This is a genomic window from Leeia oryzae DSM 17879, from assembly GCF_000376945.1.
GTDB classification, from domain to species: domain Bacteria; phylum Pseudomonadota; class Gammaproteobacteria; order Burkholderiales; family Leeiaceae; genus Leeia; species Leeia oryzae.
In genome coordinates, this window is the sequence record NZ_AQXU01000020.1 from 162,204 (window position 1) to 186,669 (window position 24,466).

The 24,466-nt window shown below is 53.2% G+C and carries 22 protein-coding genes; 12 read left to right on the forward strand and 10 right to left on the reverse strand.

The window, feature by feature from the left end; all coding sequences use genetic code 11:
* Nucleotides 1-104 precede the first annotated feature (104 nt).
* Nucleotides 105-659 carry a polyhydroxyalkanoate synthesis repressor PhaR gene (gene phaR, locus F552_RS0107285; RefSeq protein ID WP_018151074.1) on the reverse strand — a complete coding sequence of 185 codons (555 nt, stop codon included), beginning with the start codon at nucleotides 657-659 and terminating at the stop codon, nucleotides 105-107.
* Nucleotides 660-837: 178 nt separating this feature from the next.
* Here phaR and F552_RS0107290 point away from each other — a divergent pair, with 178 nt between their 5' ends.
* Nucleotides 838-1,386: a phasin family protein gene (locus tag F552_RS0107290; RefSeq protein WP_156802251.1), complete on the forward strand. Its 549-nt coding sequence runs from the start codon at nucleotides 838-840 to the stop codon at nucleotides 1,384-1,386.
* A gap of 129 nt (nucleotides 1,387-1,515) precedes the next feature.
* Here the strand turns inward: F552_RS0107290 and F552_RS0107295 are convergent, their stop codons facing one another.
* A complete protein-coding gene (locus F552_RS0107295) occupies nucleotides 1,516-2,697 on the reverse strand; it encodes an acetyl-CoA C-acetyltransferase (RefSeq protein WP_018151076.1) in 1,182 nt (393 codons plus the stop codon).
* A 94-nt stretch (nucleotides 2,698-2,791) separates the two neighbouring features.
* Nucleotides 2,792-4,513, reverse strand: coding sequence for a PHA/PHB synthase family protein (locus F552_RS0107300; RefSeq protein ID WP_018151077.1), 1,722 nt, complete (start codon nucleotides 4,511-4,513; stop codon nucleotides 2,792-2,794).
* Nucleotides 4,514-4,939: 426 nt separating this feature from the next.
* Between F552_RS0107300 and F552_RS0107305 the strand changes: the two genes are divergently transcribed.
* A complete protein-coding gene (locus tag F552_RS0107305) occupies nucleotides 4,940-5,182 on the forward strand; it encodes a hypothetical protein (RefSeq protein WP_018151078.1) in 243 nt (80 codons plus the stop codon).
* Here the strand turns inward: F552_RS0107305 and pgeF are convergent.
* A complete protein-coding gene (pgeF, locus tag F552_RS0107310; protein WP_018151079.1) occupies nucleotides 5,179-5,928 on the reverse strand; it encodes a peptidoglycan editing factor PgeF in 750 nt (249 codons plus the stop codon). The two genes, F552_RS0107305 and pgeF, sit on opposite strands and share 4 nt — an antisense overlap.
* Entirely contained in the window at nucleotides 5,909-6,895 is a 987-nt protein-coding gene (gene rluD, locus F552_RS0107315) for a 23S rRNA pseudouridine(1911/1915/1917) synthase RluD (protein ID WP_018151080.1), read from the reverse strand. The genes pgeF and rluD overlap by 20 nt, the downstream gene beginning before the upstream one ends.
* Between rluD and F552_RS0107320 the strand changes: the two genes are divergently transcribed.
* Entirely contained in the window at nucleotides 6,894-7,679 is a 786-nt protein-coding gene (locus tag F552_RS0107320) for an outer membrane protein assembly factor BamD (RefSeq protein WP_018151081.1), read from the forward strand. The two genes, rluD and F552_RS0107320, sit on opposite strands and share 2 nt — an antisense overlap.
* A gap of 86 nt (nucleotides 7,680-7,765) precedes the next feature.
* Here the strand turns inward: F552_RS0107320 and F552_RS0107325 are convergent, their stop codons facing one another.
* Nucleotides 7,766-8,638, reverse strand: a complete 873-nt coding sequence (locus F552_RS0107325) for an AAA family ATPase (RefSeq protein ID WP_018151082.1) — start codon at nucleotides 8,636-8,638, stop codon at nucleotides 7,766-7,768.
* Nucleotides 8,635-8,973 carry a ferredoxin FdxA gene (gene fdxA / locus F552_RS0107330; RefSeq protein WP_018151083.1) on the reverse strand — a complete coding sequence of 113 codons (339 nt, stop codon included), beginning with the start codon at nucleotides 8,971-8,973 and terminating at the stop codon, nucleotides 8,635-8,637. Before fdxA ends, F552_RS0107325 begins: the two co-directional genes overlap by 4 nt.
* Nucleotides 8,974-9,318: 345 nt before the next feature.
* On the opposite strand from fdxA, the gene trxA reads away from it, so the two are divergent.
* From trxA to F552_RS0107355, 4 genes are all read left to right on the forward strand, one after another.
* Nucleotides 9,319-9,645, forward strand: a complete 327-nt coding sequence (trxA, locus tag F552_RS0107340; protein ID WP_018151084.1) for a thioredoxin TrxA — start codon at nucleotides 9,319-9,321, stop codon at nucleotides 9,643-9,645.
* A gap of 159 nt (nucleotides 9,646-9,804) precedes the next feature.
* Nucleotides 9,805-11,064 carry a transcription termination factor Rho gene (rho, locus tag F552_RS0107345; RefSeq protein ID WP_018151085.1) on the forward strand — a complete coding sequence of 420 codons (1,260 nt, stop codon included), beginning with the start codon at nucleotides 9,805-9,807 and terminating at the stop codon, nucleotides 11,062-11,064.
* A gap of 96 nt (nucleotides 11,065-11,160) precedes the next feature.
* Entirely contained in the window at nucleotides 11,161-11,367 is a 207-nt protein-coding gene (gene rpmE, locus F552_RS0107350) for a 50S ribosomal protein L31 (protein ID WP_018151086.1), read from the forward strand.
* 161 nt (nucleotides 11,368-11,528) lie between these two features.
* Nucleotides 11,529-13,151: an ArnT family glycosyltransferase gene (locus tag F552_RS0107355; protein WP_018151087.1), complete on the forward strand. Its 1,623-nt coding sequence runs from the start codon at nucleotides 11,529-11,531 to the stop codon at nucleotides 13,149-13,151.
* A gap of 109 nt (nucleotides 13,152-13,260) precedes the next feature.
* On the opposite strand, the gene F552_RS0107360 is transcribed toward F552_RS0107355, so the two are convergent.
* From F552_RS0107360 to F552_RS0107370, 3 genes are read right to left on the reverse strand one after another with little or no spacing between them, the layout of a single operon-like run.
* Complete coding sequence (locus F552_RS0107360; protein WP_018151088.1) at nucleotides 13,261-16,371, reverse strand: efflux RND transporter permease subunit; 3,111 nt, start codon at nucleotides 16,369-16,371, stop codon at nucleotides 13,261-13,263.
* A 37-nt stretch (nucleotides 16,372-16,408) separates the two neighbouring features.
* The gene (locus F552_RS0107365; RefSeq protein WP_018151089.1) at nucleotides 16,409-17,542 is read right to left on the reverse strand and encodes an efflux RND transporter periplasmic adaptor subunit; all 1,134 of its coding nucleotides are present in this window, start codon (nucleotides 17,540-17,542) and stop codon (nucleotides 16,409-16,411) included.
* Nucleotides 17,539-18,399 (reverse strand): TetR/AcrR family transcriptional regulator, encoded by an 861-nt coding sequence (locus F552_RS0107370; protein ID WP_169333580.1) that lies wholly within the window; start codon nucleotides 18,397-18,399, stop codon nucleotides 17,539-17,541. Before F552_RS0107370 ends, F552_RS0107365 begins: the two co-directional genes overlap by 4 nt.
* Before the next feature lie 141 nt (nucleotides 18,400-18,540).
* On the opposite strand from F552_RS0107370, the gene F552_RS18725 reads away from it, so the two are divergent.
* The 5 genes from F552_RS18725 to F552_RS0107395 all read left to right on the forward strand — a co-directional run bounded on the left by F552_RS18725 (nucleotide 18,541) and on the right by F552_RS0107395 (nucleotide 24,203).
* Nucleotides 18,541-19,812 carry a sensor domain-containing diguanylate cyclase gene (locus tag F552_RS18725; protein ID WP_018151091.1) on the forward strand — a complete coding sequence of 424 codons (1,272 nt, stop codon included), beginning with the start codon at nucleotides 18,541-18,543 and terminating at the stop codon, nucleotides 19,810-19,812.
* 98 nt (nucleotides 19,813-19,910) lie between these two features.
* Nucleotides 19,911-20,687 (forward strand): sulfite exporter TauE/SafE family protein, encoded by a 777-nt coding sequence (locus tag F552_RS0107380; protein ID WP_026182488.1) that lies wholly within the window; start codon nucleotides 19,911-19,913, stop codon nucleotides 20,685-20,687.
* Between the two features lie 44 nt (nucleotides 20,688-20,731).
* Complete coding sequence (locus F552_RS0107385; protein WP_018151093.1) at nucleotides 20,732-21,418, forward strand: phosphoadenylyl-sulfate reductase; 687 nt, start codon at nucleotides 20,732-20,734, stop codon at nucleotides 21,416-21,418.
* A gap of 167 nt (nucleotides 21,419-21,585) precedes the next feature.
* Nucleotides 21,586-23,580, forward strand: a complete 1,995-nt coding sequence (locus tag F552_RS0107390; protein ID WP_018151094.1) for a two-component system sensor histidine kinase NtrB — start codon at nucleotides 21,586-21,588, stop codon at nucleotides 23,578-23,580.
* Nucleotides 23,580-24,203 carry a response regulator transcription factor gene (locus tag F552_RS0107395; RefSeq protein ID WP_018151095.1) on the forward strand — a complete coding sequence of 208 codons (624 nt, stop codon included), beginning with the start codon at nucleotides 23,580-23,582 and terminating at the stop codon, nucleotides 24,201-24,203. The genes F552_RS0107390 and F552_RS0107395 overlap by 1 nt, the downstream gene beginning before the upstream one ends.
* The last annotated feature ends 263 nt before the right edge of the window (nucleotides 24,204-24,466 follow it).

Genomic DNA, 24,466 nt, shown 5'->3' on the forward strand with positions numbered 1-24,466 from the left:
CCAATCTACACCGGGGTAGTAAAACACTAAGACAAAGAGGCGAGCACATTGCCCGCCTCAAGTCAGAAATAAACTGTATAAACAATGCGTTAAGCGATTATACCCTATTCTTTGGGTTTCTCGTCAGTCCCGCCCGGAAAACCCAGGCCGGTAAACAGGTTGCGGGTGCGCTCCTGCATTTGCTGCTGCATGTCGACAAACATGTTGGTGCTTTGTTCCAGATAGCTAGACATCATGCCCTGCATGGCCGGCCCCTGAAATTTCAGGAACTCGTTCCATAGCCCGGGAGTGACTGTTGGCGTTTCACCATAAATCTGCTTGGTTTGCTCTTTAAGACGGTCTTGCATCTGGGCAAACATCTGCATGTTCTTCTCCAGATAAGAACCCATCATGCCCTGCATGGCGTTGCCATAGAAACGGATAATCTGGGTCAGCACGTCGTAGGTAAACATCGGCATGCCACCAGACTCTTCTTCCAGAATGATCTGCAGCAATACGCTGCGGGTCAGATCATCACCGGATTTCGCATCCTGAACCTGAATATCAACATTTTCCAGCACCAGCTTTTTTACATCTTCCAGCGTGATATAGCAGCTCGTTGCCGTGTCGTAGAGACGGCGGTTCGGGTATTTCTTGATGATGCGTTTATCTTGGGACATGCGGACAGTTTCCATTCGGTTATTTGGCATCGTAATACGATTTTAACACCAATTATTTCAGATTGCTCCAACTGCAGATTATTTTTGTGCAGTGCACAAAAATAATCATTGACATGCATGACCTACATAGCTAAGATGAAATTGTGCAATGCAACAAATCACCCTAGGAGGTTACATCATGTCATTGAATGAATCCATTAAAGAATACGGTCTGAAACAAGCAGAATCAGCTCTTCAACTCGCCCAGATCTCTATTGGCAGCGCAGAAAAACTGATCAAGCTGCAACTGGATACTGCAAAAGCAGTTCTGGAAGAACAAGCGCGTCAGGCTCAAACCCTGGCCTCTATCAAAAACGTACAGCAAGCTAACGAAACCCGTCAAAGCCTGGCTGAAAGCAATCTGGACAACCTGGTTGCCCTGTCACGCAGCGTGTACGAATTCGCCAACCAGACTCAGGCCGAACTGACCAAGTTTGCTGAAGCGCGTATTACCGAGCTGAACAAAGACGTCATCAGCCTGCTGGATCAAACTGCTAAACTGGCACCAGCCGGTTCCGAACCTGCTGTTGCTGCCGTTAAACAGACCGTGCAAGCTACCGTGTCTGCAGTCGACAGCCTGAGCAAAGCCGCTAAACAGGTTTCTGACTTCACAGAAACCAGCGTTAAGTCAGCAACAACCGCGACCGTGGATGCCATCAAACAAGCATCTAACAACGTCAAAGTCTGATTGACCTGACAACGTAACCTGCTTGAACAAAAAGCCCTGCCTTGGCGGGGCTTTTTGTTTTTGCTTCACGCACAAAAACAAATCAATCCGGATGGCTCCATGATCAGGAGCCATCCGTCACGACATTGATTATGCGCGCTCTACAGCCAATGCGACACCCATGCCACCACCGATACACAGTGTTGCCAGACCTTTTTTGGCATCACGGCGAATCATTTCGTGAATCAGGGAAACCAGTACACGGGCACCTGACGCACCGATAGGGTGACCCAGGGCAATCGCGCCACCGTTAACGTTGACCTTGGAGGTATCCCAGCCCAGCTCTTTGTTCACGCCAAGGGCTTGTGCTGCAAACGCTTCGTTTGCTTCCACCAGATCCAGGTCATCCAGTGTCCAGCCAGCTTTTGCCAGCGCTTTACGCGTTGCAGATACAGGCCCCAGCCCCATGACTGAAGGCTCCAGACCAGAAGAGGCATAGCCCTTGATGGTAACCAGCGGGGTCAGACCCAGTTCTTTTGCCTTGTCAGCTGTCATCAGGATCACAGCAGCAGCGCCGTCGTTCACGCCAGAGGCGTTACCAGCGGTCACGGTACCATCCTTTTTAAAGGCAGGACGCAGTTTGCCCAAACCTTCAGCAGTAGAACCCATTTTGATAAATTCATCTTTATCAAATACGACCGGGTCGCCTTTTTTCTGCGGGATAACCACCGGAATGATTTCCGCATCAAAACGACCGGCTTTCTGGGCAGCTTCTGCCTTGTTTTGCGAAGCAGCAGAAAAAGCATCTTGCTCTTCACGGGTGATGCCGTGTTTTTCTGCAATATTCTCTGCGGTAATACCCATGTGGTACTGGTTGTAAACGTCGGTCAAACCGTCGTACACCATGCTGTCGATCAGTGAGGCAGTACCCATGCGGAAACCGTCACGGCTCCCTGGCAATACATGCGGAGACTGGCTCATGTTTTCCTGACCACCGGCAATCACAATCTCGTTGTCACCAGCCAGAATGGATTGAACGGCCAGATGGGTGGTTTTCAGGCCAGAGCCACATACCTGGTTAATGGTAAGCGCTGGCACTTCCACTGGCAGGCCAGCTTTGATCAATGCCTGACGGGCCGGGTTTTGGCCCAGGCCAGCAGTCAGTACGTTACCCAAAATGACTTCACTGATTTGTTCTGGCTTGATACCGGTCTTTTCAAGTAGTGCCTTGATCACGGTAGCGCCCAGATCCGGTGCAGAAACCTTTGCCAGGCTTCCACCGAAATTACCAATAGCCGTACGGCCTGCAGCAACAATAACCACGTCTGACATTTGTGACTCCTTATGAATTTTTATGGACTACACAAGGCGATGCCCTGTTTACAGACTAGCCAGCCAAACATACCAGCCGGCCAGTCAGGGGGTTTTACTCTGCTCTGGTTTTTACATAACGTCCAGGCGCAGCTTCAATGGCTTTATAGGTACGATTGCCAGCCGATTTAGGGGCCTTGGTTTTTTCACCAGACAACTTGCCCAGCCAGTTTGAGTAATCTGGCCACCAGCTGCCAGGATTGCTCTGAGCGCCTTGCAGCCACAGGTCAGAAGACGTTGGCAGCTGATCGTTTACCCAATAATTACGCTTGTTGGTGGTCACCGGGTTGATCGTACCGGCAATATGACCTGAAGCTCCCAATACAAAGCGTTGCGGCCCGGTCAGGTACTGTGTGCTCAGGTACGCTGTTTTCCACGGTACGATATGGTCTTCCTGCGCGGCAAACAGATAGACAGGAATGTCGATCTTGCGCACATCAATCTTCACGCCACACAACTCCATCTTGCCGGGTTTGGTCAGATTGTTTTCGATATACATATTACGCAGGTAATAGGTATGCATCGGCAGCGGCAGATTGGTGCCGTCCGAGTTCCAGTACAGCAGATCAAATGGAGGTGGTGTCTTGCCTTTGAGGTAATTGTTCACCACATAGTTCCAGATCAGGTCATTGGCACGCAGGCTGGAGAATGTTGCCGCCAGCTCTTTGCCCTTGACCAGACCACCTTCTGATAGCTTGATTTCTTTCAGGCGTACCAGGTTTTCGTCCAGATACACCTTGATCGGACCCGGCTCGCTGTGATCAATCATGGAGGTCAGGTAAGTTGCAGAATTAATGCTCTTGTCGCCCTTGGCACGCAACACGGCCAGCGCGGTGGTCAGGATCGTACCGCCAATGCAGAAACCCATGGCGTTCATGTCATCTTTGCCAGTGACCGACTTGACGACTTCCATTGCCTTGAATACGCCCTTGGTCAGATAGTCTTCCCAGGTATAGTGCTTCATGTCTTCGGTCGCGCTGCGCCATGACATCAGGAAGGTGGTATAACCTTGCGACACAATGTAGCGAATCAGAGAATTCTCTGGCTGCATGTCCATCAGGTAGTACTTGTTGATGCAAGGTGGCACGATCAGCAGCGGCCGCTCGAATACTTCATCGGTTGACGGTGTGTATTGGATCAGCTGGAACAGTTCGTTTTCGAAGATCACCTGACCCGGGGTAATCGCCATGTTCTTGCCGACTTCAAACTTGGATTCGTCGGTCATGGTGATGTAGCCCTTTTGCATGTCTTCCAGCATGTTTTTCATGCCTTCAACCAGGCTTTCACCTTTGGTATCTGCTGCCAGCTTCAGGACTTCCGGGTTGGTCAACGCAAAATTGCTGGGGCTCATGGCATCCAGGAACTGCTTGGTGAAAAAGCGCATGCGCTCTTTCTGCTCGTCCTCTGCCTGGGTCTTGTCGACCATGTCCATCAGCCATTTGGAAGTACTCAGATAACTCTGGCGGACATAGTTGAAAAACGGGAACTGTTCCCACTCCGGCGCAGCAAAACGCTTGTCCTTGACCGGCATGTCGGCTGGTTGCCCCATCACGCCTTGCCATGCTTGCATCTGCTGTTGATACAACTGGTTTTGTAACTGGCTTAACTGGCTGGCATTTTGCCAGAAACCCGAAAACAGGCTGGCATATGGATTGGTTGCAGATTCCGGGGATTGTGGCGGTACGGCTTTGGCAAACTGTTCTACAAACTGCTGATTGGCCTTGGTAATTTGCTCGAAAAACTCGGCCAACCCCTGGCCAGGTTTGGATTCAGACATTCGTGAAGCTCCCTCTGCATAATCCGGTACAGCATTTGCTAACTGGATATTTCATATTAAATACGGCACTTTTATCAGGCACCATCAGCAGAACCAACAGCCGCCCTCTTTTTACCCGCTACCAGACAAAATCATCAGTCGTTAAACTGATCAAAGTAACATATTAGCTCTTTTTTGCTGCAAAGCAACATAAACTCGTCAGAATTTGAGGAAGATCGAAAAAAACCAATGCGAACACACGTATCAGGCGGGTTTCGGCCCAGAAAAATGCATATGCCGGTGCCTGTATCATCATACGAAATGACGCTTAGCACAAGATATTTTCCGGAGAATATTCAGGACGCGGCATCCACACATGCCAAGGGAGATGAGAGCTGTTAAGATGCAGCCCTGCCTGATTATGGACCAAACCTCAAGAACACCAAGATGAAACATATTATTCTCATTGCCTGGCTGTATATCGTGATACTCATGGCTGCCAGCAGCGGCAGCATTGCGCGTGCCGTGAATGTCGTGCTGTTTCTGGGCGTGATTCCTGTAGGCTTGGCGCTATGGACATCGTTGCGAAAGGTCCACATGCGCCAGCAGGCATTGAAAGAAGCACAAGCCGAGCGTCTTGCCAGCGAGGCAGCCGCAGAAGCTACGGATGCGCCGGAAGAATCTCGCTAATCCAGCCAGACCAGGCTAGCCTGCCGGCCGGTTTGCTGATCCCGTCGGTAAGAGAAAAAGCGCTGGCGGTCGGTATAGGTGCACAAGTCCCCGCCAAAAATATGCTGCCTACCCACGCCAGCCTGCTGCAAGCGCAGGCGTGCCAACTGGTAAATATCTGCCAGCCATTTACCAGGCTTGCCGGCCACAAAAGCCTGTGCCGCCGCCGGGTCAACCGCCATAAAAGCAGCCCGTACCTCATCCCCGACTTCAAATGCGTCAGGGCCAATTGCCGCCCCCAGCCAGACAACCACATCGGCCGGATCAACCGCCATGGCTGACAGGGTGGCTTCCAGTACACCATGACACAAACCACGCCAGCCTGCATGCGCGGCCCCCACCACGGTGCCGTGCACATCCGCAAACAAGACGGGTAGACAATCTGCCGTCTGAACGGCGCAAACCTGCCCTTTTCGACGACTGATCACGGCATCTGCTACCGGTACGTCTGCATGCGCACTGTCCAGATCCACCACCGCAATGCCGTGCACCTGTTGCAGCCACACCGGGCTGGCAGGCAGAAAGGCATCCAGCAAATGGCGGTTTTGTGTGACATCGTCGATCCGGTCGTTGACATGCGAACCCAGATTCAGCGCATCAAACGGCGCCTGACTAACACCGCCCAACCGGGTTGTTGCCAGCGCCTTGACACCGTTGGGTGCTTGCCATTGCGGCACAATCAGGTGCTCAGTAGTCAGCATCTGCATCTCCTAGGCTGTCAATCAGGTCTTGCATATCCTCCGGAATATCGGCCTCCCACTGCATGCGCATGCCGGTTCTCGGGTGAATCAGCCCCAGCCGCCGCGCATGCAAAGCCTGGCGCGGAAACAGCTCGGACGTTGCCCGGTGACCATACAGCGGGTCCCCCACCAGCGGGTGGCCGATATATTGCATATGCACCCGAATCTGGTGTGTTCGCCCGGTTTCCAGCCTGCACGTCACCAGGGTAAAACCAGGCCAGTTCATCTGTGGCTCAAAGTGCGTCACGGCTGGTTTACCGGCTGACAGACCCACGGGCAAAACCGCCATTTTCAGGCGATCTTTCTGATGCCTACCAATCGGTGCATCAATCGTGCCGCCCACACTGATATGCCCGCGCGCCACCGCCATGTATTCCCGTTTGACAGTTCTGGCCTGCAACTGTCTCACCAGCTCAGTCTGTGCGGGGATGTTTCTGGCCACGACCATCAAACCACTGGTGTCCTTATCCAGGCGGTGCACAATGCCGGCCCTTGGTACGCTAAACAGCTGCTCATCAAACGCCAGCAAGCCATTCAGCAGTGTGCCAGACCAGTTACCATGCCCCGGGTGAACCACCAGGCCTGCGGGCTTGTTGATCACCAGAATGTCTTCATCCGCATAAACAATGGGCAAGTCCATCGGTTCGGCACGGAAAGCCAGTTGCTCCGGCGCCATTTCCGGCAAGACATAGACCTCTTCACCACCATAAACTTTGGTTTTCTGGGTCGCCAGCTCCCCGTTCAGGAGAACGCGTTCATTTTTTATCCATTGCTGCAAACGGCTTCTGGAGTAGGCTGGCAACAGCTTTGCAAGGGCCTGATCAAGCCTTAAACCGCTGAAATCGTCAGGTAAAATCCATTCTTGCGCGTCCTCCCCGTTTTCAGATGGCATGTTTGCGCTATAATCATTGGACTCGACTTTGGATTCGGACATGAAGAAACTTCTCTATATTGCACTGGCAACCGCCCTGCTGGCTGGCTGTGGTAGTTCTGAAAAAAAGGACCCGACAACAAAATGGTCCGCAAATAAACTGTATTCTGAAGCAAAGTTTGCATTAGACGACAAGAATTATACGCAAGCTATAGAGTATTTTGAGAAACTTGAAGCGCGCTACCCCTATGGGCAGTACGCCTTGTCTGCTCAGTTGAACCAGGCATACGCAAACTATAAGGATGATGAACCCGCCGCCGCCATTGCCGCGTGTGATCGCTTCATCAAGCTACACCCAACGCATCCGAATGTCGACTACGCCTATTATTTGAAAGGCTTGGCCAGCTTTAACGAAGACACCGGCTTTTTTGCCAGTATCGCCAACCAGGACATGACCGAGCGTGACCCGAAAGCGGCACGCGAATCGTTCGAGGCATTCAAGCAACTCACCACACTGTTCCCGAAAAGCAAATACACGCCTGACGCACTGGGCAGAATGCGTTATCTGGTGAACTCGCTGGCCTCTCACGAGGTTGGTGTTGCCAAATATTACATGAAGCGCCAGGCCTATGTGGCAGCTGTTAACCGGGCCAAATACGCCATCGAGCAATACCCGCAAGCACCGGCCGTTGAAGAAGCGCTGGTGGTCTTGACGGCCGCCTATGACAAACTGGGCATGAACGACCTGCGTGATGACAGCAAACGCGTCCTGGACCGTACCTTCCCGAACAGTAAATACCTGAACGGTGAAATCCAGAAGGACAAACCTTGGTGGCAAATCTGGTAATTCGTTCGTCAGCATTTCTGCACCAAATAAAACAGCCGGTTATCCGGCTGTTTTATTTGGTGCTATCGCACTAGCAATCGAACGGATTACAGCACCAATAAACGCCTGATACTCGCCACAGCCGCATTTAGCCGGTCAGCCCCCGCCCCGCCGATACGCTCGTATCGACAGCCATATTTTTGCAACCAGCTTTCAGCATGGTCAGACCCGAACTCCCGCCGATCCGGATACTTGCGCTGATGATCCGGCACAAACGGCAAATCATCATCCAGCAGCAAATAAACCACACCTTCTTGCGTCTCCGCCATCACATGCCCGGCATCTGGCAAGGCCCCGAAATACCACGTATACCACATGATTGATGAAAGTACATTGGTATCACAGACAATCCATGGGCTCTCGGTCATACCGGCATATGCCTGATTCAATGCCTGCTGCACAAGCATGATGGTGTTGGCGTCTTGTTCATCACACTGATTGTGAAACACATCAAACCACAGGCGGACATATTCATCCAGATAAGGCACCTGAAAATGCACGGCCAATTGCTTCGCCAGCGTACTTTTGCCGACCGACTCCGGACCAAACAACACAAGCTGCTGCGCTGGGGTTGCTTCCGCCCTTGCCAAGGCATAGTTACTGGTAGTAATCGCTGGCAAAGGCAAAAACGGGAATCCCGTATTCTGGCAGTAGGCGATCGCTTCTGGACCATACGCGCACAGCAATCGTGCAGGATTATCTGTCAGCCGGGTTTGCTCATCGACGCTTAATGCAGACAGCAGTGCCAAATCCATAAAAGCCGGCTTTTCTACGCGTGGCAACACCAGCTGCAAGACACGTGTCAGAAAACGATATTCCGCCTCTGATAACCTGGATGTCAGTATCAGTGCACCAGAAAAAGAATTGCCCACCAGTTTGGCGGGCAATGCATTCATGCCTTGTAGCGGGTTACTGCTCATGCACCGTTACGGTCCAGATACTGCAATTTGTCTTTGACCGAAGACCAGTCCGCATGATCCGGCAATGGGTCTTTTTTCTCGACAATTGGCGTCCAGTTTGGATGCTTTGACAATACGGCATTCAGCTCCGTGTACACTTCCTGCCCGGCAGGGACATCGTCCTCTGCATAGATGGCCTCAACAGGGCACTCTGCCACGCACAGTGTGCAGTCAATACACTCATCCGGATCAATCACGAGAAAGTTGGGACCTTCACGGAAACAATCCACCGGGCAAACATCAACACAGTCGGTATATTTGCACTTCACACAGGCTTCGGTTACAACGTAAGTCATCTGGCGCAAACCTCAAGTTCAGGATTCTTGTAAAAGTAGACTATAATACTCTGGTATTCTAACAGATCAATATACGGTTTTTGCAGTAGTTTATGCCAGAAATACCGGCGTTTTACCGCAACCTACCCTGTTTTCTGTCTCTGGCACAATTCATGGCGAACCGCCTATTGATTTTTTCTCCATCAATCCCATCTATGAATTCTGACGGGAAAAGAACAGCAGAAATTTCAGGTAATTCACTTGCCTGACGGCTTTCTTTACGATGCTAAACAATATATTCTTTCCACTGTTAGACTTTTTTGCTGACCGGTCAGCACGTACTTTCGCACCAACAAGGACCCAATCATGAGCGAACATATTATTCATACCACTGACGATTCATTCCAGGCCGATGTACTGCAATCCGGTACGCCTGTATTGCTGGACTTCTGGGCAGAATGGTGTGGTCCTTGCAAAATGATTGCGCCAGTACTGGACGAAGTGGCCAAAGACTACGCAGGCAAACTGACCGTGGTTAAGCTGAACATTGATGAAAACCCGGGCACTCCGCCAAAATTTGGCGTGCGCGGCATCCCTACCCTGATGCTGTTTAAAGACGGTAATGTAGCCGCCACCAAAGTGGGTGCGCTTTCCAAATCCCAATTGGTTGCTTTTATTGACAGCAACCTCTGAACCAGATAGCATCGCCGGAAATTTACAAAATTTTCGCTAGTCACCTGACTCATTAAGCTGAATCAGGTGACTCTCCAAAGTCTAGTCTTCACAATTCTGTCGTCTTCACGCTTATCTTTTGTTTCCTTTTTCGTTACCGCAATCACTCGCGAATAGAACATGCATCTATCAGACCTGAAACACCTACACGTATCCGAACTGGTTGAAATGGCCGTAGCCAATGAAATCGACGGTGCTAACCGACTCCGCAAGCAAGATCTCATTTTTGCACTGCTCAAAAATCAGGCGAAAAAGGGAGAAAGCATTTACGGTGAAGGCACACTCGAAGTACTACCGGATGGCTTTGGCTTTCTTCGCAGCCCGGATACGTCCTACCTGGCAGGCCCGGATGACATCTATGTCAGCCCTAGCCAGATCCGCCGCTTTAACCTGCATACAGGTGACTCGATTGAGGGTGAAATCCGCACCCCTAAAGATGGCGAGCGCTACTTTGCCCTTGTAAAGGTTGACCGCGTTAACGGTGAATCTCCTGAAGCCGCCAAACACAAAATCCTGTTTGAAAACCTGACCCCGCTCTTCCCTACCCAGCCATTGCGCCTGGAACGGGAAATCAGTGCAGAAGAAAATGCCACAGGCCGCATGATTGACATCATCGCCCCGATTGGCAAAGGTCAGCGCGGTTTGCTGGTTGCACCGCCAAAATCAGGTAAAACCGTGATGCTGCAGCACTTGGCACACGCCATCAAGGCAAACCATCCGGATGTTATCCTGATTGTGTTGCTGATTGACGAGCGCCCGGAAGAAGTGACCGAGATGACCCGTACCGTCAAAGGCGAAGTCGTGGCATCTACCTTTGATGAGCCGGCCACCCGTCACGTACAGGTCGCCGAGATGGTCATCGAAAAAGCCAAGCGCCTGGTTGAACATAAAAAAGACGTGGTGATCCTGCTGGACTCCATCACCCGTCTGGCCCGTGCCTATAACACGGTTGTGCCGACTTCCGGCAAGGTCCTGACTGGTGGTGTGGATGCCAATGCGCTGCAACGTCCTAAACGCTTCTTTGGTGCCGCACGTAATATTGAAGAAGGCGGCTCTTTGACCATTATCGCCACGGCCCTGATTGATACCGGTAGCCGGATGGATGATGTGATTTATGAAGAATTCAAGGGTACCGGCAACATGGAGATCCACCTGGATCGCCGTATGGCCGAAAAACGCCTGTACCCGGCCATTAACGTTAACCGCTCCGGTACGCGTCGTGAAGAACTGCTGATCGAAAAAGATACCCTGCAGAAAATCTGGGTGCTTCGCAAACTGCTGTACCCGATGGACGACCTGGAAGCAACCGAGTTCTTGCTGGACAAATTGAAAGCCACCAAAAACAACGCTGGTTTCTTTGACTCCATGCGCCGTGGCTAATTGCATCAGAGGCTTGCCTCTGATGCCGGTTTAGTTCATAATCCCGCTTTTAAAGTGTCGGCACAATCCCGGCACGCTTTATTCTAAGGAAGAATCATGAAAGACGTACATCCAGAGTACAACGAAATTGAAGTTACCTGCAGCTGCGGTAACAAGTTCAACACCCGCTCTACCATGAGCAAAAACCTGCACATTGAAGTTTGTTCTCAGTGCCATCCATTCTACACTGGCAAACAGAAAGTTATGGATACAGCAGGTCGTATCGAGAAGTTCAAGAACAAATACGGCACCATGGTTCGCTAATCGAATCGTGTTTCCTGAAAAAGGCAGCGTATGCTGCCTTTTTTTATGCCGCTAGCAAATCGATGTATACTGCCGTATATCAAGATATTTGAATCGTACCGACACTGACACATCTTGTCTGACGGTACGCCATTTGGCTTATTCACTCCCCCTGTCCAGGCATGCTTACCTACCGCCCTCCCAGTATTGATCCTAATCCACAGCCCAAAGACCACTCCTGGCTGTTATTACTGTTGTGTACCGTCTGGCTGATACCGGGCATGTTTGGTCACGCCCCCTGGCGCAACGAGGAAGTAGAAGTGATCGCAGTGGTCAGCCGCATGCTGGACACCCGGCAATGGCTGCTACCTTATCTGGGCACAACCCCTTTTCTGGACAACCCGCCTCTGAGTTACTGGCTGGGTGCACTCACCGCCAAGGTTTTCTCCCCTTGGCTTCTGAGCATTCATGAAGCAGCGCGGCTGGCCGCCGTTCTGATGATGGCCATGACCTTCCTGCTGATGGGGATGGCCGGACGACAGATTTGGGGTGAAAAGCAAGGGCGCATGACCGTGCTGCTGCTGATGGGGTCATTCGGATTGATCGCCCGAGCGCATTTGATCATGCCCGAACAAGGCAACCTGCTGGGACATGCCTTGGTACTGTATGGATTATCCATCCGGAACCGGCAGATTTTCTACAGCGGGCTTGTCACCGGCATCGGCCTGGCATGTGCGTTCATGGGGGGGGGCAGTGTCGTATTGCTACCGTTGCTGCTGACCATTGTATTGGTACCCGTCTGGGAGAAATCTGGCCTAGGGACACTGATACAGTGGCTGATGATCTCCCTGCTGACCGCATTGCCGCTGGCACTTTGCTGGCCACTCTCCCTGCAGGCGGCCCATCCGGACATCTTCCGCTACTGGCTGGCAACCGAATTCTCAGCCCATGCCCTGTTAACAATCCATACGCTAGGATATTTTGGCGGTATTTTTGCCTGGTTCGCCTGGCCAATCTGGCCACTGGCCGCCAGTCAGTTGATACGCAAGCGCAAAGACGCGGAAGCCACACTAAGCCACCTGAAATGGCTGTGCGTGACGCTGCTATGGTTGCTCGAATGTTCGCTGCACGTGCAAGAGCATGATGTGACTGCCATTATTGTCTTGTTGCCACTGGCCATTCTGGCCACACCGGCAGCCAGCCAGTTAAAACGCGGCTGGACAGCGGCTTTTAACTGGTTTGGGCGGTTCACGTTTGGTGGTTTTATCATTCTGGCCTGGGTTGGCTGGCTCGCATTGGCCACCGGATGGCCTGCGCATATTGCCCTGCGGATGCATCGTGCCAGCCCGACCTACGTTCACGTCAGCCACTGGTATTGGCTTGTCTTCTCCATCCTGATCACGCTGGTCTGGATGTGGATGTCCTGGCGTCCCAAAACCACCAGTCGTATCGCGGTGGCTAACTGGGCAACCGGCATGACAACCGCTTGGGGGTTGTTGATGACACTCTGGCTGCCTTGGGTGGTTGCCGCGAAAGATTACCGGCCCATGCTGGTCGAACTGACACAACACCTGCCAAAAAATGCATGTGTATCAGGCGTTTACGCCCCCAATACCGTGGTAGGTCTGCTTGAATACTACTACCATATCCGCCTTGAGACTAGCAGCCAGGCCAGAGAGTGCCAATGGTCGCTGCACATCAGCGCAAAGGATGCCGCGATTCTGCCAGCTGATGGCACCCTGATCTGGGAGGGGGGCAGGCCCAATGACCGCAGGGAGCGTTACCGCTTATTCTTTAAGCCGTGATGTAGCATAAAAAAAGAGGGGTATACCCCTCTTTTTTTATGCTACGCCGACCTGACGTGGCTGGACGCAATTCAACAAACCTAGAGCAAAATTTTCATCCCATCTTTCATCATGCTTTCTTCGAGAACATCCGCTTGGCCCAGTCGCCCAGATCATCCAGATAGGTATACACCACGGGTACGACCACCAGTGTCAGCAAGGTAGAGGTAATCACCCCGCCGATCACGGCATCCCCCATCGGTGCCTGCTGCTCGCCCCCCTCGCCCAAACCAAGCGCTAATGGCAGCATGCCAAACACCATGGCGAAGGTCGTCATCAGAATCGGTCTTAGCCGCACCCGTCCGGCTTCAATAATGGCATGATGCCGGTCAACCCCTTGATGAACAGCCTGTTCGATAAAGTCGACCAGCAGGATGGCATTCTTGGTTACGAGGCCCATCAGCATGATGACCCCGATGATCGAGAAGATGTTCAGGGTTTGTCCGCCCACCAGCAAGCCGAGGAATACCCCGATCAGCGACAACGGGAGCGAGGTCATGATGGCCAGGGGATGCAGGAAGCTGCCAAACTGGGATGCCAGAATCATGTAGATGAAAATCACCGCCAGCGCGAGCGCTTTCACGGCATAACCAAATGATTCTTGCATGTCCTTGTTGGCACCAGCCACTTCAAAACGGTAACCGTTTGGCAGCTTGAAGTTATCCAGTACCTTTTGCAGATCTGCACCTACGTTACCTGCCGGCCGGCCGTCCACGTTGGCCGTGAGCTTGATTTCCCGCTGCAGTGCGCGACGGTTGATCTGGGTAGGGCTACCCGCATCCCTGAACGCAACCACTTCACTCAACGGTACCAGCAGCGGTTTGCCTGTTTGTGCATCGGTTTTGGAGCTGACCAGTTTCAGTGTTTCCAGATCGCCACGGATTTGCCTTCCTTCTTCCGGCAAACGGACGAACACATCATAGTTCTGGCCATCTGGTGCTTCCCAGGTAGACGCGGTTTCACCGGCAACCAACGGTCGCAAGGTATTGCCAATCTGTGCCAGACCGATCCCGAGATCGCTGGCCTGATCCCGCTTGATATCGAGCGAGATCATGGGTTTCTGCTCGCTCATGCTGGATTCGATATCCACCATGCCCGGAATACGTTGCATCCTGGCTTCCAGTTGCGCGGCTATCTGTTTCAGCTGCTCGATATCACCGCCCTGGATACTGACAAAAATGGGTTTCTCGCCACCGCCCGGGGCATCGGCGACGCCGAGGCTTTTGAGTTCGATACCGCCGATTTGCTGCACCCTGGCCCGCAGCAGCGGGACCAAGGCTTTTTGGCTGAGCGCCCGTGACTTGCGTGGCACCAGACTCACCCGGATGGAGAACTGGTTTTTACCCAGTACAAACCCGCTATTGATGGTGGCGTAGGTTCGTCTTACCTGCGGGAAAGCACGTAATGCCTGCTCGACTTGCAGTACTTTGCGCTGGGTATAGTCCAGACTGGAGCCCACCGGCGTCTTGGCTGTGAGCAACAGCTCGGACATGTCTGCCTCGGGCACAAACTCGGCCCCCAGGTGGCTGGCGATCATAAAACTGCCAAGCAAAATCGCCAGCGCAAAGGCGAGCACCCGTTTCCTGCGTTGCAGGCACCAGGCGATCAGCACAGCATAAAGCTCCGCCAGGCTGTCCAGTGCGCCATGCACCTTGTCCAGCAAGGTCCCCAGTACGGGCCAGTTCAATTTTTGATGCTGTTTGGCCTGGGGATCATTCCATACCGATGACAGCATCGGGTCGAGGGTAAAACTCACGAACATGGAGATCAGGACCGCCCCTGCGACAGTGATACCGAACTGGTAAAAGAACTTGCCGATAATCCCGCCCATAAAGCCGACCGGGAGGAACACCGCCACAATGGAAAGCGTAGTCGCCAGCACGGCCAGTCCGATTTCCTTGGTGCCTTCCAGCGCGGCCTCTTGCGGGGATTTGCCCATGGCCAGATGCCGGGTAATGTTTTCCCTGACTACGATCGAATCATCAATCAACAGGCCGATACACAACGACAACGCCATCATGGTCATCATGTTGAGCGAGAAGCCGAATACCTGCAGCAGAAACACCGTACCCAACAGGGCGATCGGCAGTGTCATCCCGGTAATCACCGTGCTCCGCCACGACCCGAGAAACAGAAACACCACCAGAATGGTCAGCAGTGCGCCTTCGAACATGGTTTTATTGACGTCATCCAGCGAGTTTTTGATGGCGACCGAGCCGTCGTACACCACGCCAAGCGTCATACCCGCTGGCAAGATCTTTTGAAGTGACTCCATTTTGGCGCGTATGTCTTTGGCTACCTGCACGGTATTGCTGTTGCTCACCTTGCTGATGTCAATGGCCAGACCGGGTTGGCCGTTAATCAGCGCGACCGATGACAGCTCTTCCTGCGTATCCGACAAGGTAGCCACATCCCCCAGGCGCACGATGGCATCCCCTTGGCGCGAGACAATCAACTGGGCAAACTGGGCAGGGTCCTTGATTTTCCCCTGAACCTGCACCACGACCTCGTTACGGGTATTGCTGAGGGTGCCGACGGGTAACTGGGCATTTTCCTGCTGCAATACGGCCATGACCTGATCTACGCCAACGCGGGCGGCTTCCAGTTTTTGCGGATTCAGACGCACCTGAATCTGCCGTTTGACACCGCCAACCAGATTGACCTGACCAACACCTCGGATGGTCTGAAACTGCTTGACCAATTGCTGGTCGGCCAGCGTAGTCAATTGCCTTGGGGTATGAACGGCAGACGAGAGGGACAAGGACATGATCGGGCGTTCATCCGGTCCGGCACGACCAATGGAAGGCTCTTTGACCTCTTTCCGCAACAGGGGTCTCACCCCGGACAATTTGTCGCGCACGTCCTGCATGGCCAGATCCACATTGGTCGACAATGTGAACTCGACAATGACCACGCTCAGGCCTTCGTAAGAGTTGGAGTAAATATTATTGACGCCGCCGATGGTGTTCATCGCTTCTTCGATCTTGCGGGTCACATCGTTTTCGACCACTTCAGGGGTCGCACCCGGGTATTGGGTGCTGATGACCGCAATCGGAAACTTGATGTCCGGAAACTGCTCTACGGCGAGGTTATTGTAAGAAAACAGCCCCAGTACCAACAGAGCCAGCATCATCATGCTGGCGAATACCGGATTTTTGACACTGATACGGGTTAACCACATACAAAGACTTTCCTTTTCAAGGGTCTAAGCACCACGCTCATGATTTGATGCTGCTGATGCTGACCGCCATCCCGGCGCGAGCATCCGGCAAGCGAACGCGCACGATCAGGTCGCCGGCGTTTAGCCCCTGCTGGATGGCCACCATGCCCGTTGACGCATCTCGTGCGCCCAATACCACGTCTTGCAGTACCAGCCGCCCGGCGCGGATCATCCAGACTTGGGGACGTCCGGCATCGGTCATGATGGCCGTCGCGGGTACTGTCAGTGCAGAACTGGTGGCCGTGTCAATGTCGCCACTGGCAAAAATACCAGCACGCAATAACGGGCTATGCGTGGTGATTTGCAGGTATATCGGTACTGATCGGGTGCCTGCCTGCGTGATGGGGCTGATTCTGGCCAGCTGCGCTTGCATGATCTGATTATCCGCCCCCTCCACCCGGAAAGAGGACGGCATGCCGACCGACAAGGCGGCGACCTGATCTGCCGGTACGGCCGCTTCAATTTCCAGATGCTGCAAATCCACCAGCGTAAACATCTTGATACGGGCACCAACCTCCTGCCCGACCGTCACATCCCGGGTACCGATAACGCCATCAAATGGCGCCAGAATAGCCCCTTCCGCCAGACTCTTTTGGGCAATCTTTAGCTCGGTCAGTTGCGCAGCAACCGCCGCCTGCCGGTCCGCCAAAGAACCGCCGCTTTCGTCCAAAGCATTCTTGGAGATAAAGTTCTGCCGGAACAGGGCCTCTTTGCTGGCCTGATTTTTTTCTGCCACCGCCAGCTGGGCTTTGGCACTGTCCAGCGCGGCACGCCGGGCATCCACACGTGCAGAGAGATCACGCAAATCAAAATGTGCCAGTGGCTGGCCTTTGCGAACCGTATCCCCGGGGCGAACCAGAATGTCGGTAATCTTGCCATCCACGGGAGCCGAAATGATGGTCTGGTTCAAGGCATTGACTGTCCCGGTATAACTGACACGGCGGGTGAGTTTGCCATTGGTGACGGTATGTATATCTGCTTGCAGCAGTTCTATCGTCTGGTTTTTCCCCGCAGTTGCACTGGCAGCCCCTTCTGCAGGAGCAGCTTGCTTGCCTTTCCACACCAAGCCGGCAATCACCAGCACGACAACGGTCAAACCTGTGGCTATTTTCTTTCCGGAGATTTTCATCATGACGTTCCACCAGCATCTGAAGCTTGTTTAATCGAAGGTTGCTGTTCTTGTTGTAACGGGCAGGACTCGACACCTTTCCATAGCCAGGCAATCATTTCTGGCACCATCTCAGCCCAGTTGTAGTGCGTCGGGTTAGCCTGCATGGCCATCATCAAGCCGTCTATCAGCGCATGCCAGAACAGAGCCTGCATCTCAGCATGTTTCTGGACGTCAGGCTCGGCCAGTCCACCCGTAATCAGCGCTGCGGTTCTGGCATAGCTTTGCCGGTATTGCTCGCCAAGTTTTTCCCGGATATCAGGGGACCGTGTCTGGCCGAAAAACTCCAGCAGCAACAAAGGCAACTGGTTCGGATTATTGCTCAGCTGCTGCAGCACGTTCCAGATCAGTTGCTGCAAGCCAGGCAACTGCACCTGATCAGGCAGACTGTTTTCAAATTGTCTCGGCAAATCTTCTGCCTGGGCCTGGCAATGCTTATCCAGCAAGGCAAAGAAGAGGTCATTTTTGCTGGCGAAGTGCCAGTACACAGCCCCTTTGGTGAGTCCGGCATCGGCGGCAACTTTGTCCAGCGATGCCGCGTGAAATCCGTGAGCGGCAAACACCCTGGCTGCACTCGCCAGGATTTTCTCCCGGTTATCCGGTGGAAACAGCGTCTCATCAGGCCATGTTTCATTTACCAGCACGGCGAACTGCTTACGACTCCCCAAGAGGCGGCGCACACTTTGCCATGGCATGCCAGCAGCATTGGCCAGTTCTGCATAGGTAACCGACTCGGGCAGGCGCTGTACTGCAAGCGCTTTAAGCAGCTGGATCAAGCGCTTGCGTTGCAGTTCACCTGTAGAAATGACGGCTTGTGACACATCTGCTCCAGATAACATACCATACAGTATTCTATTGAAATACTGACAGGTATTCAAATATATCCGTGCGCCTGATTATCCGGATGATTGGCAAACCATCCAGTTCAGCTATACTGGTGATTCATTTAGCCTGTGACAGCCATGCAACCACATAATCCGTTCTCATCACATGCCATCGGCAACGAGGTTGTTGATCTGGTATCGACCCCGATTCTGGTATGCCAGCCGCTTACCGGAGAAATCATTTATCGTAATGCGGCAGCCAGGCAGCAATTGGCTGATATCGAAACAACGCAGATGGAAAAATGGTTTGAACGGCCTACGGATTGGCGGGAACTGCTATTGCGGCTGAAAAACCAGGGACAGCTGAAGCATTTTGAGGCACGCTTTAAGGGTACGCATGGCCGGGTTGTCTGGATGGTAGTCTCGGCCAAAACCCTTGTGCATGACCAGCAGACGTTGATCATGCTAACGCTGTTTGACATGACCGAATATCGCAAGCGCGAGTACAAGCACCAGACGGATGAAGCGCTGCATTTGCAGATTCTCCGTTGCAGCAGCGAAGGCTACCTGCAGTTTGATACCGACTCCAACCGCATTATCGATGCCAACCCGGCGATGTGCGAATTGCTGAAATGCCCGCATCACCATCTGGTAGGCACTTCGCTGACCGATTTTCTGGATACAGACAGTCGTGATGCCCTGCTGGCACAAACAGACTGGGCCAGTCGACAGGGCACACTCCAGGAAGAACTGCATCTGGTGCGTAAAGACGGATCTCGGCTCATCGTCCAGGCCAATGCCAACGCCCTCAAGGACGAAAATGACGAGGTAATTACCGCCTTCGCCTTGCTAACTGACATTACAGAACGCAAAAAAACCGAAGAGCGCATGCTCTATCTGGCGTTTTATGATCCGCTCACCGCCTTGCCAAACCGCTTGCTGTTCCAGGAGCGCCTGCAGCAAGCTCTCTTCCAGCAATCCCGTTATGGCGCGCCCTTTTCGCTCTTGTTTCTGGATCTGGACAACTTCAAACAGATCAATGACACCCTGGGTCATGATGTAGGGGATGCCCTGCTCAAGCAGATCGCCAAACGGCTCTTTAATGCCGTACGGGAAAGCGATACTGTCTCGCGCATTGGCGGGGATGAGTTCCTGATCATCCTGCACGGCATCAGTAGCAGCAAAGAGGCCGAGATCGCGGCGCAGAAACTGCTGGACGCACTGAAAACACCGATCAATATCGGCCAGCATGCCCTGCAGGCATCGGTCAGTATTGGTGTGACGCTGGTGCCGCAAGACGGTACGGATGCCACGACACTCCGCAAAAAAGCCGACCTGGCCATGTACCAGGCCAAAGCAGCCGGCAAGAACACTTATAGTCTCTATTCTGAAGCAGACTCTTCTTTATAATTGTTGGTTATTAGATATTAAGATAATAATCTAATGGTTTTACGTACTCCCCTGATACCATTGCAACCTTAATGACTATCAGCAGTAAAGTAAAAACCATGGATTATATTCAGGCAATTTCAGGTTTTGTGGTGGGCATCATCGTCGGTATCACCGGCGTAGGTGGTGGCTCGCTCATGACACCTATTTTACTGATGCTGGGTGTACCCACCGCAAAAGCTGTTGGTACTGACTTGTTGTATGCAGCCATTACCAAGGCTGCCGGGGTTGCTGTCCATCAAAAGCAAAAGAACATTCACTGGGCCATGACTGGCTGGCTGGCGTTGGGCAGTATTCCTGCCACGCTGCTGACGCTCTATGCCTTGCACAGCTGGCAACTGCCGGCAAAAACCATCGACTCGGTCATCAAGCACGCGCTGGGTTTTGCGCTGGTCCTGACATCTGTCGCCATTCTGGCCAAGCCCTGGATTCTGAAAAAACTGCGTCACAATACAGCTGTTCACTATGAAGTCATGACTAGCCGCCAAAAAGGGGCGACGGTACTGACCGGGCTACTGCTAGGCGTGCTCGTCACACTGAGTTCTGTCGGTGCAGGCGCTGTGGGTACGGTCTTGCTGTTTATTCTTTTCCCTGCCTTGCCAACCGTCAAGCTGGTAGGCACCGAAATTGCACACGCAGTTCCGCTGACCCTGATTGCAGGCCTGGGGCATGCTGGACTTGGCAACCTGAACTGGCCATTGCTGTTTACCTTGCTGAGCGGGTCCATCCCTGGGATTTTGATTGGTAGTCGTCTCTCGGGCAAAATGCCTGATCACATTATTCGCCCATTTCTGGCGGTCATTCTGGGCATCGTTGGTTACCGCTTTATCATGTAAGCGGATGCCACCAGCGATTCACTCACCGTCACAGGAGCCAACACATGAATTTCGAACAAAAACTGTCAGAAACCATCGACTTGCTGAAAAAAATCGCAGCAGAGTACCAACCTGCCGTTTTCGCCAATAGTTTTGGCGCAGAAGACATGGTGATAACCGATTTGATCGCCAAGCATGGCCTGAACATCAAGAGCTTCAGCCTGGATACCGGGCGCTTGCCGGCAGAAACCTATGACCTGATGCAGAAAGTGGAAGAAACCTATACCACGCATCCTGTGCAGGTGTTTTTCCCGAATACCGCCGCGACGGAAGCCTGGGTAAAAGAGAACGGCATCAACGGTTTTTACAACAGCGTGGAACAGCGCAAAGCCTGTTGTGGCATTCGCAAGATGGAACCGCTGCGCCGTGCCCTGACCGGCCAGAAAGCCTGGATTACCGGCCTGCGCCGCGAACAGTCGCCTACCCGTAAAGACCTTGGTTATCAGGAGTTTGACAAGGACAACGGGCTGGAGAAATTCAATCCGCTGATTGAATGGACCGAGAAAGAAGTCTGGGCTTATATCAAGGAAAACAATGTTCCTTATAATGCCCTGCATGACAAATTCTATCCGTCCATTGGCTGCGCACCTTGCACCCGGTCAATTGCCATGGGCGAAGACATCCGCGCCGGTCGCTGGTGGTGGGAAAACCCTGAAAACAAAGAGTGCGGACTGCACGTCAAGAAAATCTGATTTTTGCGTGGCCAGCCTAGGCTGGCAGCTCACAACCCTTTGATTTTTATTGCAAAGCCGCTCATGCAAACTATCTGGCTGAGCTAGGTAGTTTGTATGATTGTATTGCAACACCTATAGTGGTATTGTCCCGCCCAAGCTGGATTTTCCATTCATAAGGTCGCCGCATGATCAAAACCACCCGCCTGCGCCTCTACTTTCTCGCTTTGGCGGCATGGTTGCTTCTTGGCATGACAGCTGGCGGGCTGATGCTGACCGCCCAATACCTGCAGATTTCCGATCGCTTTGATCAGGACTCGCGCATGCTCACCCGGCTGGTGACACAGCGCCTGGAACAACACGACGCCATTCTGGCCGCCATTGCAGCCATGCAGAATATGGCCCCCACCCCCTCCTCCTTTGAACTCACCCGTTTTGCCGAACAAATTCGTGTGCGCTACCCGCATGTGGAAGGGATTGGCAGCTGGCAGCGCCTGAACCTCAAGCGGCCTGTACAAACCGTGTGGCGGACAGGTGCGCCGCCCATTGACTGGCCGGTACCCAGAGACATGCTGGAAGCCGCTTTGGGCGGACACGCCATTGGCGAGCTGGTCGTTGTTGCGGCACCAGAAGAACGATTTACCCTGGTTACGCAAGAAAAGACGTACGACGACTCTTCGGTGATTACGGCATTGCTGGTGGACCCGGAGAAGATGATTCGCGGCGATGAATTGCCGTCCCGACTGCTCGGGTTCCGTTTACTGTCTACCGATGGCAAACATGCGCTGCTGCAACACGAGCCGGGTGCAAGCCCTTCTCCCGTGATTAGCTGGCTGACTCCGCCGCGGGTGAGCTTTCTGCTCAACATTACCAGCCAGCCTTTCCTGCTGGAAGTCTGGCGGCCGATTCATTTCCGGGAAATGATGCTGGACCGTATCGCGGTTGTCATTATCCTGCTGGGCATTTTCATTTTTATTCTCGCGCGCATGCAAGAGCAGCGCCACGATGCACGCATCATGGCAAAACGCCACACCAGCCAACTGGCCAGAGAGCGGATGCGCGCCTCGGCAACGGTGGAAGCCACCGCAGACGCCCTGGTCACGTTTGACCGCCATGGCCGGATCACCCTGGCCAATCCGGCAGCCCGGACGCTGGGTCAGCTATCCGAGCAGATCATTGGCCGGAATATCCGCCAGGTACTGCACTTTTCGGTTGACGGTGTGCAAGGGGTGCCATTCCATCCGGTAGATGCACTCAAACAGAACCCGACAGCACAGGAGCTGCCGGATGACATGCTACTGACTCTGCCAGATGGCGACCAGAGCATGATCGAAGGCGTACTCTCCCCCCTGGTTGACGATGCCGGGCGGATGAATGGCGGCGTACTTGCGTTCCGCGATATCGGCTCATTCAAGCGTCGGACACTGGAAGCCCTGCAAGGGGCTGAACGCCAGTTGCGGGAAAATGAGGCGCTGCTGGCACGAGTCACCCAGGAAAGCTCGCTGGCCGAAATGGCGTCCGGCATTGCCCACGAACTGAACCAGCCACTGACGGCCATTCTCAGCCGGACACAAGCAGCATTGCATTTGCTGCGCGAAGCACCGGAAGAAAAAGAAAGCCTTGGCGTAACGCTGGAGGCCACGGTCAAACACGCCAAGCGCGCTGGCGATATCGTCAAGCGGCTGAAAAGCCTGGCCATGCGCCAGTGTTTTGACGAAGAGCCGTTTGACCTGAACCAGGCTTGCCGGCATGCCCTGGCGCTCATGAATGAAGACCTGGAAATGTCAGGGATCGAGATTGTGGAAGACCTGATGGCCTCGCGCGCCATCATTTGTGGTGATGCCATCCAGGTGGAGCAGGTAGTCTTGAATATTGTCCGTAATGCCATGGAAGCTTTGCAGCGGGCCAACACGCCGTCACCGGTCATTCGACTGACCAGCGTGCAGGAGGGTGATTTCATCAAACTGACCATCAAAGACAACGGCAAAGGCATTTCGGACGAACATTTGCCCAAACTCTTTGACCCATTTTTTACCACACGCAAAGATGGTATGGGCTTAGGCCTTGCGATCTGTCAGAATATCATCAGTGCCCATGGTGGCAATTTAACGGCAGCCAACAACCCGGATGGTGGCGCTTGCTTTACAATAACATTACCGGGATCTGAGGAACACAACACGTGATGGACTTACAATCTCCGCTTATTTATCTGGTCGATGACGATGATGATGTACGTGAAGCCCTGGCGCTGCTATTGCGCACCATGGGCATGCGCGTAGAAACCTTTTCAGACCCGCAGACCTTTCTGGCCCAGTTTGACCGCATGGCCATCGGTTGCCTGATTGTGGATATCCGCATGCCAGGCATGACGGGGCTCCAGCTGCAACAACGCATGATTGATGAACAATGCACACTGCCGGTGATTGTCATTACCGGTCATGGTGATTTGAACCTGTGCCGTCGTGCCTTCAAAGCCGGTGCGGTCGAATTCCTGGTAAAGCCGGTCGATGAAGAAGCACTGCTGGAGGCGGTTCAGAAAGCCGTGTCGCAGCACATTCACGAACAGCAGCAGCAAAGCCTGACCCGCGAAGCGCAAATGCGCCTAGGCAAGCTCACGGATCGTGAACGCGAAATCCTTACCCATATTGCAGAAGGCCTGTCCAACAAGCACATCGCCCGCGTACTGGATTTATCCCCTCGTACCGTCGAAACGCATCGGGCCAATATTTTTGCCAAGCTGGAAACGCCATCTCTGGCAGAGCTGGTGCGCCTGTATCTGACAGGGTCAGATACCAAAGCCGGTTAGTACCGGTTTATGACGTCACCGTATTCGTACGTAGTGAAACACGTAAGGATGCGAATAGAAACAGAAAGTGCTGCAAGATAGGATGGTGGCATCCTCAGCTGAGTCAAATCAGCTGCTCGAATCAGAGATCATACCCTCCGATAAGGATACCTTTGTCTGTGGCACGTGAATGCACTGCTCCCCATGGCAGTGCATTTTTTTTGGCGACTGCAAGCGCGCATGCCTGAATCGCCGAGGATGAAATTTTCCGGACATCAGACATG

Excerpts from the sequence above, each read along its gene's own strand:
- pgeF (WP_018151079.1), bottom strand. The coding sequence starts at position 5,928 with ATGCAGATGCTGACTACTGAGCACCTGATTGTGCCGCAATGGCAAGCA.
- F552_RS0107290 (WP_156802251.1), top strand. The coding sequence starts at position 838 with ATGTCATTGAATGAATCCATTAAAGAATACGGTCTGAAACAAGCAGAA.
- F552_RS0107395 (WP_018151095.1), top strand. The coding sequence starts at position 23,580 with ATGGACTTACAATCTCCGCTTATTTATCTGGTCGATGACGATGATGAT.
- rho (WP_018151085.1), top strand. The coding sequence starts at position 9,805 with ATGCATCTATCAGACCTGAAACACCTACACGTATCCGAACTGGTTGAA.
- F552_RS0107300 (WP_018151077.1), bottom strand. The coding sequence starts at position 4,513 with ATGTCTGAATCCAAACCTGGCCAGGGGTTGGCCGAGTTTTTCGAGCAA.
- trxA (WP_018151084.1), top strand. The coding sequence starts at position 9,319 with ATGAGCGAACATATTATTCATACCACTGACGATTCATTCCAGGCCGAT.
- F552_RS0107305 (WP_018151078.1), top strand. The coding sequence starts at position 4,940 with ATGAAACATATTATTCTCATTGCCTGGCTGTATATCGTGATACTCATG.
- rluD (WP_018151080.1), bottom strand. The coding sequence starts at position 6,895 with ATGTCCGAATCCAAAGTCGAGTCCAATGATTATAGCGCAAACATGCCA.
- F552_RS0107295 (WP_018151076.1), bottom strand. The coding sequence starts at position 2,697 with ATGTCAGACGTGGTTATTGTTGCTGCAGGCCGTACGGCTATTGGTAAT.
- rpmE (WP_018151086.1), top strand. The coding sequence starts at position 11,161 with ATGAAAGACGTACATCCAGAGTACAACGAAATTGAAGTTACCTGCAGC.
- F552_RS0107380 (WP_026182488.1), top strand. The coding sequence starts at position 19,911 with ATGGATTATATTCAGGCAATTTCAGGTTTTGTGGTGGGCATCATCGTC.
- F552_RS0107390 (WP_018151094.1), top strand. The coding sequence starts at position 21,586 with ATGATCAAAACCACCCGCCTGCGCCTCTACTTTCTCGCTTTGGCGGCA.
- F552_RS0107325 (WP_018151082.1), bottom strand. The coding sequence starts at position 8,638 with ATGAGCAGTAACCCGCTACAAGGCATGAATGCATTGCCCGCCAAACTG.
- F552_RS0107365 (WP_018151089.1), bottom strand. The coding sequence starts at position 17,542 with ATGATGAAAATCTCCGGAAAGAAAATAGCCACAGGTTTGACCGTTGTC.
- F552_RS18725 (WP_018151091.1), top strand. The coding sequence starts at position 18,541 with ATGCAACCACATAATCCGTTCTCATCACATGCCATCGGCAACGAGGTT.
- F552_RS0107320 (WP_018151081.1), top strand. The coding sequence starts at position 6,894 with ATGAAGAAACTTCTCTATATTGCACTGGCAACCGCCCTGCTGGCTGGC.
- fdxA (WP_018151083.1), bottom strand. The coding sequence starts at position 8,973 with ATGACTTACGTTGTAACCGAAGCCTGTGTGAAGTGCAAATATACCGAC.
- phaR (WP_018151074.1), bottom strand. The coding sequence starts at position 659 with ATGTCCCAAGATAAACGCATCATCAAGAAATACCCGAACCGCCGTCTC.
- F552_RS0107360 (WP_018151088.1), bottom strand. The coding sequence starts at position 16,371 with ATGTGGTTAACCCGTATCAGTGTCAAAAATCCGGTATTCGCCAGCATG.
- F552_RS0107385 (WP_018151093.1), top strand. The coding sequence starts at position 20,732 with ATGAATTTCGAACAAAAACTGTCAGAAACCATCGACTTGCTGAAAAAA.
- F552_RS0107355 (WP_018151087.1), top strand. The coding sequence starts at position 11,529 with ATGCTTACCTACCGCCCTCCCAGTATTGATCCTAATCCACAGCCCAAA.